13 protein-coding genes are annotated in these 13,226 nt (G+C 69.6%); 5 read left to right on the top strand and 8 right to left on the bottom strand.

Going from position 1 to position 13,226, the window contains the following annotated elements:
- Positions 1 to 7 precede the first annotated feature (7 nt).
- Positions 8 to 652, top strand: coding sequence for a YafY family protein (locus HUW62_RS10805; RefSeq protein WP_141643678.1), 645 nt, complete (start codon positions 8 to 10; stop codon positions 650 to 652).
- Between the two features lie 142 nt (positions 653 to 794).
- Positions 795 to 2,471, top strand: coding sequence for a long-chain-fatty-acid--CoA ligase (locus HUW62_RS10800; RefSeq protein ID WP_176434363.1), 1,677 nt, complete (start codon positions 795 to 797; stop codon positions 2,469 to 2,471).
- On the opposite strand, the gene HUW62_RS10795 is transcribed toward HUW62_RS10800, so the two are convergent.
- The 6 genes from HUW62_RS10795 to HUW62_RS10770 all read right to left on the bottom strand — a co-directional run bounded on the left by HUW62_RS10795 (position 2,372) and on the right by HUW62_RS10770 (position 8,579).
- Positions 2,372 to 6,136, bottom strand: a complete 3,765-nt coding sequence (locus HUW62_RS10795; RefSeq protein ID WP_176434362.1) for a M1 family aminopeptidase — start codon at positions 6,134 to 6,136, stop codon at positions 2,372 to 2,374. The two genes, HUW62_RS10800 and HUW62_RS10795, sit on opposite strands and share 100 nt — an antisense overlap.
- A gap of 14 nt (positions 6,137 to 6,150) precedes the next feature.
- On the bottom strand, positions 6,151 to 7,026 hold the full coding sequence (locus tag HUW62_RS10790) for an ABC transporter ATP-binding protein (RefSeq protein ID WP_163868895.1): 876 nt from the start codon (positions 7,024 to 7,026) through the stop codon (positions 6,151 to 6,153).
- Positions 7,027 to 7,115: 89 nt separating this feature from the next.
- Complete coding sequence (locus tag HUW62_RS10785) at positions 7,116 to 7,322, bottom strand: cold-shock protein (RefSeq protein ID WP_163868896.1); 207 nt, start codon at positions 7,320 to 7,322, stop codon at positions 7,116 to 7,118.
- Between the two features lie 209 nt (positions 7,323 to 7,531).
- Entirely contained in the window at positions 7,532 to 7,714 is a 183-nt protein-coding gene (locus HUW62_RS10780; protein WP_141643683.1) for a hypothetical protein, read from the bottom strand.
- A gap of 75 nt (positions 7,715 to 7,789) precedes the next feature.
- Positions 7,790 to 7,996, bottom strand: a complete 207-nt coding sequence (locus HUW62_RS10775) for a cold-shock protein (protein ID WP_141643684.1) — start codon at positions 7,994 to 7,996, stop codon at positions 7,790 to 7,792.
- 346 nt (positions 7,997 to 8,342) lie between these two features.
- The gene (locus HUW62_RS10770; protein WP_205522773.1) at positions 8,343 to 8,579 is read right to left on the bottom strand and encodes a helix-turn-helix domain-containing protein; all 237 of its coding nucleotides are present in this window, start codon (positions 8,577 to 8,579) and stop codon (positions 8,343 to 8,345) included.
- 170 nt (positions 8,580 to 8,749) lie between these two features.
- On the opposite strand from HUW62_RS10770, the gene HUW62_RS10765 reads away from it, so the two are divergent.
- The 3 genes from HUW62_RS10765 to HUW62_RS10755 all read left to right on the top strand — a co-directional run bounded on the left by HUW62_RS10765 (position 8,750) and on the right by HUW62_RS10755 (position 11,428).
- A complete protein-coding gene (locus HUW62_RS10765; RefSeq protein ID WP_163868897.1) occupies positions 8,750 to 10,288 on the top strand; it encodes a PLP-dependent aminotransferase family protein in 1,539 nt (512 codons plus the stop codon).
- Positions 10,289 to 10,451: 163 nt separating this feature from the next.
- Entirely contained in the window at positions 10,452 to 10,928 is a 477-nt protein-coding gene (locus HUW62_RS10760) for a carboxymuconolactone decarboxylase family protein (protein WP_176434361.1), read from the top strand.
- A 71-nt stretch (positions 10,929 to 10,999) separates the two neighbouring features.
- Entirely contained in the window at positions 11,000 to 11,428 is a 429-nt protein-coding gene (locus HUW62_RS10755) for a 2TM domain-containing protein (protein ID WP_163868898.1), read from the top strand.
- A 16-nt stretch (positions 11,429 to 11,444) separates the two neighbouring features.
- On the opposite strand, the gene HUW62_RS10750 is transcribed toward HUW62_RS10755, so the two are convergent.
- Complete coding sequence (locus HUW62_RS10750) at positions 11,445 to 12,089, bottom strand: hypothetical protein (protein ID WP_176434360.1); 645 nt, start codon at positions 12,087 to 12,089, stop codon at positions 11,445 to 11,447.
- A gap of 91 nt (positions 12,090 to 12,180) precedes the next feature.
- The gene (locus tag HUW62_RS10745; RefSeq protein ID WP_163868900.1) at positions 12,181 to 13,065 is read right to left on the bottom strand and encodes a pirin family protein; all 885 of its coding nucleotides are present in this window, start codon (positions 13,063 to 13,065) and stop codon (positions 12,181 to 12,183) included.
- Between the last annotated feature and the right edge of the window lie 161 nt (positions 13,066 to 13,226).

Below are 13,226 nucleotides of genomic sequence, written 5' to 3'. Positions count from 1 at the left end.
ACCCCCCATGCAACGCACCGAGCGACTCTTCGCCCTCGCTGAATACCTCCGAGGCCGCCGCACCGGAGTGACGGCGGAGACACTCGCGGAGCGCTTCGGCGTCACGGTGCGCACCATCTACCGGGACCTCGACACGTTGCGCGCCGCGTCAATGCCAGTCGCCGCGGAGCGTGGGCGGGGAGGGGGCTACGCGTTGGACCGCAGCTACAGCCTGCCGCCGGTGAACTTCACGGCGCGCGAGGCGGCGCTGCTGGTGGCGCTGGGGCGCTTCGCCATCGACATGCGGCTGTTGCCCTTCACCGGGACGCTGGAGTCGGCGCTGGACAAGGTGCGGGCGGCCCTCTCCACGTCCGCGCAGCGCGAGCTGCTCGACAGGCTCAAGGAGCTGTCCTTCCTCGGCGTGCCGTCGCTGCCCAGCAAGGCGTCCGTCCGGGCGGCGATTGAGCGCGCCTGGTTCGAGCAGCAGCCGCTGCGCATCACCTACGTGGATGGCAACTTCCTGGAAACCACGCGAGAGGTGCGAATCGTCTCGGTGGTGATGGACCGGCACGAGACTCGCCTGGACGCACTCGACGTGCGCAGCGGCGAGCGCAGGCACTACCGCGTGGACCGCATCGTCCAGGCCGAAGTCACGCGCGCCTTCGGCACCTGACGGCGGGCGCGGGCATTCATGCCGCAGCGCGGCAAAGGCAGACAACGAACAACCGCCGCGCAATGGGTCGGACTTGTGCGCAATCGGGATACCATCCGCGTCCCCGAACCCATCAACGACACGCGCCTTGGAGGCGAGCCCGATGGAGAAGCCCTGGTTGAAGCACTATCCGCCTGGAGTTCCGGCGGAAATCGATGACCGGCAGTACCCGACGCTGACGCACCTGCTGGAAGAATCGTTCACCAAGTACGCGGACCGGCCCGCCTTCAAGTGCATGGGCAAGTTCATCACGTACCGGGAGCTGGATGCGTTGTCGCGGCGCGTTGGCGCATGGCTCCAATCCCGGGGCCTGGAGAAGGGCGCCACCATCGCCATCATGATGCCCAACGTGTTGCAGTATCCGGTGTGCATCGCCGCGATTCTGCGCGCCGGCTACATCGTGGTGAACATCAACCCGCTCTACACGCCGCGCGAGCTCGAGTACCAGCTCAAGGACAGCGGCGCCCAGGCCATCTTCATCCTGGAGAACTTCGCCGTCACGCTGCAGGCGGTGCTGGAGAAGACGCCGGTGCGGCACGTCGTCGTCGCGACGATGGGCGACCTGTTGGGCGGCTTCAAGGGCACGCTGGTCAACTTCGTGGTGCGCAAGGTCAAGAAGATGGTGCCCGCGTTCCAGCTTCCGCGAGCCACCAGCTTCAAGCAGGTGCTGGCCGAGGGAGGCACGCGCACGCTCACCCCCGCCACCACGACGCGGGATGACATCGCGTTCCTGCAGTACACGGGTGGCACGACGGGTGTGTCGAAGGGCGCGATGCTGCTGCACCGCAACGTCATCGCCAACCTGTTGCAGGTGGAGGCGTGGCTCCAGCCCGCGATGAAGGGCCGGAACATCGAGCAGGCGAACATCATCTGCGCGCTGCCGATGTACCACATCTTCGCGCTCACCGTGTGCGGCCTGATGGGCATGCGCATGGGCGCGATGAACGTGCTCATCCCCAACCCGCGCGATATCCCAGCGTTCATCAAGACGCTGTCGGAGCAGCCGTTCCACATCCTCCCGGCGGTGAACACGCTCTACAACGCGCTGGTCAACCACCCGGACTTCAGCAAGCTCGACTTCTCCCACCTGATGGTCTCCAACGGCGGAGGCATGGCGGTGCAGAAGGCGGTGGCGGACAAGTGGTTCGCCGCCACGCGCGTGCCGCTCATCGAGGGCTACGGCCTGTCGGAGACGTCTCCGGTGGCCACCAGCAACACGCCCATCGCCACGGAGTACTCGGGCACCATCGGCCTGCCGGTTCCGGGCACTGAAATCGCCATCCGCGACGAGGACGGCAACGACGTTCCGATGGGCGAGTCGGGCGAAATCTGTATCCGCGGGCCGCAGGTCATGGCCGGCTACTGGAACCGTCCGGACGAGACGGAGAAGGTGATGTTCCCCGACGGCTTCTTCCGCTCCGGCGACATCGGCATCATGGACGAGCGCGGCCACACCAAGATCGTCGACCGCAAGAAGGACATGATTCTGGTGTCCGGCTTCAACGTGTACCCGAACGAGGTCGAGGGTGTGGTGGCCATGCACCCCGGCGTGCTGGAAGTGGCGGCGGTGGGCATCCCCGACGAGCACTCCGGCGAGGTGGTGAAGCTCTTCGTGGTGAAGAAGGACCCGTCGCTCACGGAGGCCCAGTTGATGGACTTCTGCCGTGAGCAGCTCACCGGCTACAAGCGTCCCAAGCACATCGAGTTCCGCACGGACCTGCCGAAGACGAACGTCGGCAAGATTCTGCGGCGCGAGCTGCGCGAGAAGAAGGTCGCCTGAGTTCCAGGTGACGTCACGTCGGCCGGAGCGGCATCCTCGTCGCTCCGGTCGACCGTGCTCGACTCACGCGACGCCGACGCCTCCCGCCGCTCCTCCAGCTTCCGGAAGTTGTCGCCGCGCTCGCGCTCGATGCGCAGGAAGAACGGGTCGACCCCGACATACGTCGGGCGCTGGTCCACCACGAAGGACACCTCCGTGGACGCGCCCTGGAAGCGCAGTCGCTCCACGTGCAGCGGGACATCCTCTTCGGAGCCATCTCGCGGGGACTCGCTGTAGACGGCGACGTCCAGGGCTTCATCCATCGGCAGGGGAACGTCCTCGCTGCCACGGCGCGCGTGCTTGGACGTCGTCACCCGGGCCGTCACCTGGAAGCGCCCATCCGCCCGCGCCTCCACCGTGGCGGCCTCCACCTTGAAGTCGTACAGGACGACCTCCTTGAGCCACTGGTCGATGAGGACCGCCTGCTCGGAGGACGCCTCCGCGTGCAGCGCGTCCAGCAAATCCAAAGTCGTCAGCGAGTTCTCACGCCCCTGCGCATGCAGCAGGTGGCGCAGCGCCGCGTCCAGCTTCGCCTCGCCCAGCAAGTCCCGCAGCGCGTTCATCACCAGCGCGCCCTTGCCGTAGTAGAGGTACGACTGGCCCGTGCCCTTGTAGAGCGCGGGCTCCTGCTCCACCTCCTCCGCGCGGCCCACCAGGTAGCGGTCCCGGTCGAACGCCAGCACGGGCAAGAGCGAGCGCTCTCCGTGCAGTCCCGCCAGCACCCGTTGCTCGGAGTACTTGGTCAGCGACTCCACCAGCATCGTCGCGCCTTCCACGGTGGCGGGGTCCAGCATGTGGCCCCACCACTGGTGCGCCACCTCGTGCGCCGTGCGCCGCGTCACCAGGTCCACCGCGTCCGTTCCCCCCATGTCGGTGAGGAAGCCCCGGTCCTCCACGAAGTAGATGACCTGGCTCATCGCCAGCGCGCCGAAGCCCCAGTACGAGGGAATCTCCACCACGCGCAACTGCGTGTCCGGATAGCGATGGAAGCGCGCGCCGAAGTCATCGAGCGAGCGCGTCATCGCCGCCAATATCGCCTTCACGTTGTAGGGGTGCGCGGGGTGGTAATACACCTCCACGTCGACGCCCTGGTGCCGCGTCCGCTCCACCGCATAGCGGGCGGAGACGATGGCGAACATCGGCGTCATCGGCCGGTCCACGACGTAGTGGAAGTAGCGTCGACCGCCCTCGCTCCACTGCTTGCGCAGCGTCCCCGGAGCAATCGCCGTCTGGTCGCCCGCCGTGGACACCGTCACGTCGAGGGTGTGCCAGGTCTGGGCCGGCGCCGAGGGCGTGGCGCCACTCTCATCCAGCGGGGGCATCCTCGGAACCTCCGGCAGGCCGAACTCCCTCCGCCGGGCTGGGTTGCCCATCTCATACGTCCGTCGGTAGCCCAGCGTGGGGAACGCCTCCGTCTGCCGGATGAAGGAGCCGTTCTCCACCAGCGCCAGCTCGAAGTCCCCCGCCCTCACGCCCCGCTCCTCCCGCGTGACGTCGAAGGACAGCTCCGACACGCCGCCCGGAAGCAGGGGCGACGCCCACTTGAAGCGGTACATGCCGAAGCGCTCGTCATGGGCCACCAGCTCCGCGCCGCGCAGCGCCAGCGACACGGGTCGCGCGCTCCTGGGCACGGCGACCCACATCGTGTCGATGGGCGACAGCGTCCGGTTCTCCAGCCGATATGCCCCGGTGACGCGGTAGCGGCCCTCTTCCGGAAACAGGTCCACCGCGGACTTCACCGCGACGATGCTGGGGAGCGGGAGCGCCTCGTGGATTTTGTACGCGCGCTCGTAGTCCGCCTGCCACGTGGAGAACGTGTCGCGGGACTCGTAGCCATTCAGGCCGTAGGTGTCATGGAGGATGAGCCCGCCCATGCCCACCAACACCGCGCCACTCGCCACCGCGCAGGCCAGGCCACCTCTTCCCCACCGCGATGGCAGCGCCTGGAGTCGAGCCGCCAGTCGGGGCGCCAGTCCGCGCCGCCACAGGCCCCAGGTGACCAGGGCCAGCAGCGCCGAGAAGGCGCTCCAGTACACCATGAAGGCGGTGAAGGACGCGGTCAGCGGGCCATGGCCATTCAGGTCCGTGTGAGACAGCGCGGGCGCCGCGCCGAAGCGCGTCAGCGGATGCTCCAGCCCCCAGCCCGCGCCCTGTCCCGCGACGATGGCCAACAGCAGGCTCAGCACCATGCCCACGTAGCGATGCGGGCTCACCGTCTGGATGAACAGCACCGCCACCGCGAACAGCACCAGTGGCAGCCCCGCGAAGTAGAACAGCGACAGGTAGAGCCCCGGCTCCAGGAGCTGGTGGCCGCGAGCGAGCTGGAAGAGCACGCCCAGCACCATGGGCGTCCCGGTCAACACGACGACCAACGCCACCAGCGCCGCGAGCTTGGACACGACGAAGACGATGCTGGAGACCGGCGTCGCGTCGAGGAGCGCGTCGAAGCGCGCCATGCGCTCGCGCCACGCCAGCTCCGCGCCGAAGTAGATGAGCACCAGCGTGCCGAGCTGGGACAGTGGCGTCCAGATGCTCTCCAGCACCCGGCCCGTGGTGGGGATGCGGCGCGTGCCGTACTCCCCTCGCCCCGCCCCCGTGACGATTTCCATGCCGACCATGAACAGCCACAGCGCCAGGAGCGCCAGGAAGGGCCAGCTTCGCAAGAGGTGCCGCAACTCCAACCGCGTCGAGGAGACCAGCACCGCCCACGACGAGCCCGCCTGGGACGTGCCCTCCACGGCGACGGGACGGTAGGGGGAAGCGGCCGTGGCCACGGGCTCCGGGGAGCGCTCGTCCCGCCGGGGCTTCACCGCCGCGCTGCGGAAGGAGAAGCGCCAGTGGACCAGGGCCAGCACGCACGCGGCGACTGCGAGCCATAGCAGCCGGTTCCAGAGCAGGTTGCCTGTCAGCGACAGCAGCCGCGTGTTGCGCTCGGCCTCTGTCCAGTAGCGCGTCTGCTCGAAGAAGGCGGACAGGCCGAACGGGTCCAACAGCGCCGCGCGCGCCAGGGCCTCCGGTGTCTGCGGCGTCGCGCCCGCCATCAGCGGAGAGTCCGCCCACATGGCGCCGACGATGTAGAGCGCATACACGAGGATGCCGCCGACGTAGCTGGCCAGCGTGCTGCGCGACAGCGCGGAGATGGCGAACAGCAGCGACGCGGCGAACACGACGTTGGGCACCACGAGCACCAGCATCGCCCACAGGTAGCTCGCGACGCTCAAGGGCCCCAGCCGCTCGGGCGCCACCACCACCACGAAGGGCGACACCATCAGCGCCAGCGCCGCCACGGCGAACACGGCGAGCGTCGCCAGCAGCGCCCCCAGGAAGCGGCCGAGCAGGTAGTCCCGCTGGGTGACGGACGTGGTGTAGAGCAGCTCCGTCATCCGGTGCTCGGCGTCGCGCTGCACGGTGTTCGCGCAGAAGATGCCCAGCACGAAGAGCGACGTGAGCGACAACAGGCCCAGCGACTGCGCCACGCTGTACGGCGAATTCACGGGGAGGCCGTCACCGCCGTAGCCGGTGGCGACGAACAGGACGCCCAGCCCGAGGAAGAACGCGGACGCGGCGAAGAACACGGCCTGGCGCGTCTGGTAGCGCCACTCGAAGTGGAGGATGCCCCGGAGCATGGCGTGCCTTTTCCCTACGCCGCGCGCCGGTGGGACAGCGTGGAGAAGTAGACGTCCTCGAGGTCGGGCGCCACCGGCTCGAAGCCCTCCTCCGGCCGCGCGTCCGCGAGCACATGCACCCGCGTGCGCCCCGCCTGCAACTGCGTGGACAGGACCGGGAACGCGGCGCGGTAGCGCTCCACCGTCCCCTTCTCCACCGTCTTGCGCCACACCCGCCCCTGCAGGGACGCCACCAGCGCCTCGGGCGCGCCCTCGCACAGCACCCGCCCATCGCAGAGGATGGCCATGCGCGGACACAGCTGGCGCACGTCCTCGACGATGTGCGTGGAGAGCAGCACGACGACGTGCTCCCCCACCTCCCCCAGCAGGTTGTGGAAGCGCTGGCGCTCCTCCGGGTCCAGGCCCGCGGTGGGCTCGTCGACGATGAGCAGCCGGGGACTGCCCAAAAGCGCCTGGGCGATGCCGAAGCGCTGCCGCATGCCGCCGGAGAAGCCGCTCACGGCCTTCTCGCGGTGGGCGTGGAGGTTCGTCAGGTGCAGCAGCGCGTCCACCTGCTCCCGGCGCTCCTTCGCGCGCGTCAGGCCCTTGAGCAGGCCCAGGTGGTTGAGCAGCTCCACCGCGGACACGCCCGGGTACACGCCGAAGTCCTGGGGCAGGTAGCCCAGGTGCCGCCGGTGGGCCTGCGGCTGCGCGAGCACGTCCAGCCCGTCGAAGACCACCTGCCCGGAGTCAGGCTCCTGCAGCGTGGCGAGGATGCGCATCAGCGTGGACTTGCCCGCGCCGTTCGGCCCGAGCAGGCCGAAGAGTCCTCGTTCGATGGTCAGGTCGACGCCCTGGAGGGCTCGAACCCCATTGGGATACGACTTCGAGACAGCGGAGATTCGCAGCATGGGGAGCGCGGTGGGGCGGGAAGGATGACCGCCTTGCTACGCTCCGGCTCCCCGAGCGATTGCAGCGCCGTGCGGCGAACCGGCCAGCGTCAGTCGAGCGGACGGACGTTCGAGGCCTGGAGCCCCTTGGGCCCCTTCTGCACGTCGAACTCCACCTTCTGCCCATCCCTCAGGCTGCGGTGCCCATCCACCTGGATGGCGGTGTGGTGGCAGAACACGTCCGCGCCGCCGTCATCCTGCGCGAGAAAGCCGAACCCCTTCGCGTCGTTGAACCACTTCACGGTACCCGTCGCCATACGCGGCATCCTCCCTGTCGCGACGCTTGCGTCGCCCCATGCCCGGAAAGTGGCAGGGGGCATGACACGTAGTCCGGACTCGAAGCACCTGTCGACGGGCGACGTTCGCGACTATCCACCGGTGAGCTTTCGGGCTACCCAGGACGTCACCCTGGATACGACAAGGCCCACCACGGTGCTTCGTGGTGGGCCCGACGACGGGTGGGGACCTAGTACTCCACGACCGGCTGCGGACCGGGAATGATGTCCGCGATGTCCGGGTCCACCTCACCAGGCTGGCGGGGCGTCTTGTCCCCCTTGTCCTTCTTGCGCTGCTCGCGCTTGGCATCCTTTTCCTGCTGATGCTGCTTGCGCGCCTGCTCTTTCTGACGCTTCGTCGACCTTCCTTGCATGTCGCCTCCCTCCTGAAAGCAAAAGCCCGACCTCACTCAAAAGGAGACCGGGCATGAGTGCTGGAGCGGACGCGCTCAGCCGATCGGGCGGACGTTCGAGGCCTGAAGTCCCTTGGGCCCCTTCTGCACTTCGAACTCCACCTTCTGACCCTCGGCCAGGGTCCGGAAGCCGTCCGCCTGGATGGCGGTGTGGTGGCAGAACACGTCAGGGCCGCCATTATCCTGCGCGATGAAGCCAAAGCCCTTCGCGTCGTTGAACCACTTCACGGAACCAGTCGCCATATGCGTCTTCTTTCGTCTTGCGGCAATCGAGGCCGCCTTCCACCCCGAACCTGGGGTGCCGGACTGCCTCTAGCCTGATAGGAGGCCCCTGTCATCACATCCAGGCCTCGAAAAACCAACCTACCCCAACCCCGCGCGGAACAACGCACGAGCTACCCGAACAATTCTCGTTTCAGTTTAACGGTGGGCGCTCCCCTCCGCTGTATTCCGGAAGGTGAGAAGCCCCCGCATCCGCCTCTGTCGGGGCCCTCCTCGGGCAGGCGGGCAACACCTCGCGACATGCTGGCCCTGGGCGGCCCCGTCATGCCCCGCCAAGGGCGCGGCGTCCACCCCGATTGTGAAGGACTCAACGGCGCGAGCGCGGCTCGAGCGCGTCCAACAGCCCGCGCTTGCCGCCGAAGTGGTAGCGCGGCGCTCCACGTCCCACGTGCGCGCGCCGGGCCACGGCCGCAAGCGTCAGCGCCTCCAGCCCCTGCTCCCGGACGAGCGCTTCGGCCACGCGCAAGAGCCGCGCGCGCATTCCCTCCTCGATTCTGGCGCGCGGCGGCGCGACGATGAGGTGAAACCAGGGCCACCCCAGCATGACGTTCCCCCTTCGCCTGCTTCAGGCCGCCGGGCCCACCACAGGGCGGACCGCGGCCGCGAATCGGGCTACGGTCGCCACGTAACCTGCTTGCGGACGTTTCCAACAGTGATGGCTCGTGATTCCAGACATCACCGGTGTGAATCCTCCAGGGCCGGGTCGAACGGGACATGACACCCTCCAAACAAGGCGTGAAGGGAGGCGTCCGGAAGCGTGCGCTCCGGAAGCGGCCCGCGGTGATGGCGGCCACGTCGGTGGTGCTCGACGCGGCCACGGGAGGCTCGCTCCAGGCCCAGCTCGTGGAGGCGCTGCGCGCGGCCATCGTCGCCGGGCGGCTGGCGCCGGGCACGCGGCTGTTGTCCACGCGCGCGCTGGCGGAGCAGTTGGACCTGTCGCGCAACACGGTGCTCAACGCGTACTCGCGGCTCTTGTCGGAGGGCTATCTGGTGGGCCAGCTGGGCTCGGGCACGTACGTGGCGCGGGAGCTGCCGGAGCGGCTTTCCGCGTCGCGACGCGCCCGGGAGCCCGTGGCCGCGCCGAAGCACACGCCGGGCATCTCCCAGCGCGGGCTCGCGGTGGCGCGGCTGCCCGACTTGCGCATCACCGCGCCCGGCATCTCCGCCAGCCGGCTGGCGTTCCGCATGGGCACGCCGTCGGTGGATGCCTTTCCCAGTGACTTGTGGGGGAAGCTCCTGCACACGCGCTGGCGACGCTCGTGGGGGGACCTGCTCAAGCGCGCGGAGCCCGCGGGCCATCCGCCCCTGCGGCGCGCCGTCGCGGACTACCTGGCGACGTCGCGGGGCGTGCGGTGTGTCCCGGAGCAGGTCATCATCGTCAACGGCGCGCAGCAGGCGATGAGCCTGGCGGCGCAGGTGCTGCTGGACCCGGGTGACGCCGCGTGGGTGGAGGACCCGGGCTACTTCGCCAGCCGGGGCGCGCTCGTCGCCGCGGGCGCCACGCTGGTGCCGGTGCCAGTGGATGCCGAGGGCCTGGACGTGGAGGCCGGCATGCGGCTGCGGCCCGACGCCAGGCTGGCCATCGTCACGCCCGCCCACCAGTTCCCGTTGGGCGTGGCGATGAGCGAGGCGCGGCGGCAGGCGCTGCTCGCGTGGGCGGCGCGCTCCGACGCGTGGATTGTCGAGGACGACTACGACAGCGAGTTCCGCTACGTGGGGCGGCCGCTGCCCGCGCTCCAGGGGCTGTCGCCGGATGCGCGGGTCATCTACATCGGCACGTTCAGCAAGGTGGTGTCGCCGGCCTTGCGGGTGGGCTACCTGGTGGTGCCGGAGTCGCTGGTGGATGCCTTCAGCGCGGCGCGCCGCTTCGCCGACGGCCACACGCCCGTCGTCGAACAGGCGGTGCTCGCGGACTTCCTCGACGAGGGCCACTTCAGCCGCCACGTGCGCCGCATGCGCGTGCTGTACGGCGACCGGCAGGCGGCCCTCGTGGAAGAAGCCCGTCGCGAATTGCGCGGGCAACTGGACCTGTCTCCCCTCCACACCGGCATGCACCTGGTGGGCTGGCTGCCGGAGGGCGTGGATGACCGGGAGGCCGCCGCGCGCGGCGTCGAGGCCGGGGTGATGACGCAGCCCCTGTCCGCCTTCCGGACGCAGTCACCAGGGCCCGGAGCGCTCCTGCTCGGCTATGCGTGTGTGCCCGAGAAGGAAATCGCCGAGGGTGTGCGCCTGCTCGCGCGCGCCCTGCGCTGAACAAAAGGCCCCGCTCGTCCCGCTGGGAAGTGGCCGCCGCGCGGGCCCGAAGTGGCACCATCGAACGGTGCGCGAGTGGCCCTCGCGCGTCGTGGCCGCCCCGGTTACTTCACGCCTCAGCGATGGGGGACACGAGGTCCCTCCCCGAAGGAGATGAAAGACCATGGAAGCACTGCGTTTCGATACCGCGAAGCTCGCCCCTGGCATCTTCACCGCGATGATGGGGCTGGAGAAGTACCTGCATCAGTGCGGGCTGGAGGTGGGCCTGCTGCACCTCATCAAGCTGCGCGCCTCTCAGCTCAACGGCTGCGCGTACTGCATCGACATGCACTGGAAGGACCTGCGCGCCATCGGCGAGACGGAGCAGCGGCTGTATGGCCTGGATGCGTGGGAGGAGAGCCCCTACTACTCGGCGCGGGAGCGCGCGGCCCTGGCCTGGACGGAGGCCGTCACGGACTTGAAGCACGGCCATGTGTCCGCCGCCGTCCACGAGGCGGTGAAGCCGCACTTCACTGACAAGGAGCTGGCGGACCTCACCGGCGCGGTGGCCACCATCAACGCGTGGAACCGGCTGGCCATCGCGGCGCGCTCGGTGCCTGGCGCCTACCAGCCGCCGAAGTCGGCGCAGAAGGGCGGCTGACGTCCGCGCGGTGCGCACCGCCGCCCGGGTGTATCGACGCGAGCCCGGGCAAGGCACTACTGTCCGGGCGCATGGCGGACACGCGACCCAAGGCTCCACCCACGCACTTCACGGAGCGGGAGGCCGCGGAGCTCATCCGCGAGGCCAGCGCGCATGCGCTCACGAGTCAGGCCTCCGAGCGGCCCCTGACGCGCGAGGAGGTGCTCGCCATGGCGCGGGAGATGGGCCTGAGCGAGGCCTCCGTCGAGGTCGCCCTGGCGGCGCGCGGCCAGAAGGACCAGGACCGGCAGAAGCTGCGCAAGGACCTGCTGGGGCTGGCCACGCACGGCTTCAGCTACACCATCGTCATCGGCGCGCTCACGCTCATCGACGTCTTGACGGGCCCCTCGTGGTGGGTCGTCTGGCCCGCCATCGGTTGGGGCATCGGCCTGGCATTCCATGCCATGGGCGTGACGATGACCATGGCCAGGCGCGCGTTGAAGGTGGAGGACGACGAGTAGCCGCGAGGGTCGCGGCTCACGTCCCCGGTGGCGTGCGCGGCAGCTCCGTGCCGAACAGGGCCTGGAGCAAATCCAACAGGCCGGGCCACGCCTCCGCGCCCAGCCACAGCCCTTCCTCCACGTGCTCCACGCTCATCGAGAGCGAGGCGTTCTCGAAGAGCTTCGCGGACAGCACGCCCTCGGGAGGAAGCTTGCCCTCCACCTGAAGCACCTGCCCGTCCCACCGCATTCCGGGAGGCAGCAGTCGCGCGGCGAGGGCGCGCACAGCGGAGCGGCCCGCCCCCGCGCGCAGCACTCCCATCACCAGCGACGACGCGCCCCGCGACTCCTCCAGCTCCACGCGCCCCGGAGTGCGCAGCCACAGCCGATAGCGCCCCGAGGCGAACTCCACGCGCTCCAGCGTCGTCTCGACGCGCAGCTTCCAGCCCTTCACCGACAAGCGGATATCGTAGAGCTCCGGACGCGCCTCCCAATGGCGCAGCTCCAGGTGCTTCACCTTGACCAGGAGCTGGCGCACCACCGTCTCCACGCGCACGTGGGACACCCGCAACCGCTTGCCCCCTACATCCACGGCGAGGTCTCCAGACAGCGCGGACGGCAGCCGCTTCGCCCACTCCTTCGCGCCTTCCAGCAGCTTCATCGCCAACGACTGACCCGACATCCATGTCCTCCCGAGTGCGGGGCGCAGCATGCACCGGATTCGTGCCGCGGGGCCTCGGCCCTCGGGTACGAGGGCTCGGCGCCAGGGTCGCTCAGGGACCAAGCGTCGGGAAGCGTCCAGCCTCCCAGTCCGCCAGACGCGCGCGGCCCTCCGCCACGCTGTCCACCACGAAGTTCCACCAGATGACGAGCGGGTCCGGCAGCGGCTCGCCACCGAGCACCATCACCCGTGCGCCTCGCGCCGAGCGCAGCGACAGCGTGGACGCGCCCTCGTCCAGGTGCGCGAGCACGCCCTTGTCCACGGACGTCTGGCCCACGGCCACCTCACCCTCGGCGACGTAGACCGCGAGCGCGTGCGTGGGCTCCACCGGCAGGGCCACGGCGGCGCCCGCCTCCAGTTCGACATCCAGGTACGTCAGCGGATGGAAGGCGGGCACCGGGGAGAGGGCCTCACCGAGCCGTCCCGCGAGGACCCGCACGCGCGCGCCCTCGCGCTCCACCCGTGGCAGTCGTGACGCGGGGACATGCTCGAAGGCCGGGTCCACGTGGCGCTGCGCGCGAGGCAGGGCGACCCATGTCTGGATGCCGTGCAGCGGGGCGGCGCCCGGACTGGAGTCCACGTCTTCGGCGTGGACGATGCCGTGTCCGGCGGTCATCCAATTCACATCGCCCGGGTGGATGTCCTGCACCGTGCCCAGCGAGTCGCGGTGACGGATGGCGCCGGAGAAGAGGTACGTCACCGTCTGGAGCCCCACGTGGGGATGGGGTGGCACGGCCATGGCGCCTGGAACGGCGGGCGAGGGGCCGAACTGGTCGCAGAAGACGAAGGGCCCCACGCGCCGCAGCTCCACGCGAGGCAGGGCTCGCAGCACCCGCGAGTCACCCACCAGCTCCGTCTGCTTCGCGGGCCACAGCGCCACCACGCCGCGCTCCGCCGAGCCCGTGGCACGTGCCGCGGACGATGAATCCGTCCCCATCTCGAATCTCCTCCTCGAGCGACACCCTGGCGCTCGGGCCCGTGCGTCGAAGCGCGGAGCGATGGCAGTATCGCCCGGCGCATGGTTCGCCGATAGCGGCTGGCGGCTGTCGCTCGAACCGGGGCGCGGGGTCCCCGCCCCTCGCTCGGGCGGGATGGGCG

This window comes from Myxococcus sp. AM011 (assembly GCF_013372595.1).
Taxonomy (GTDB): Bacteria; Myxococcota; Myxococcia; order Myxococcales; family Myxococcaceae; genus Myxococcus; species Myxococcus eversor.
This window is presented reverse-complemented; position numbering and strand designations above follow the sequence as displayed.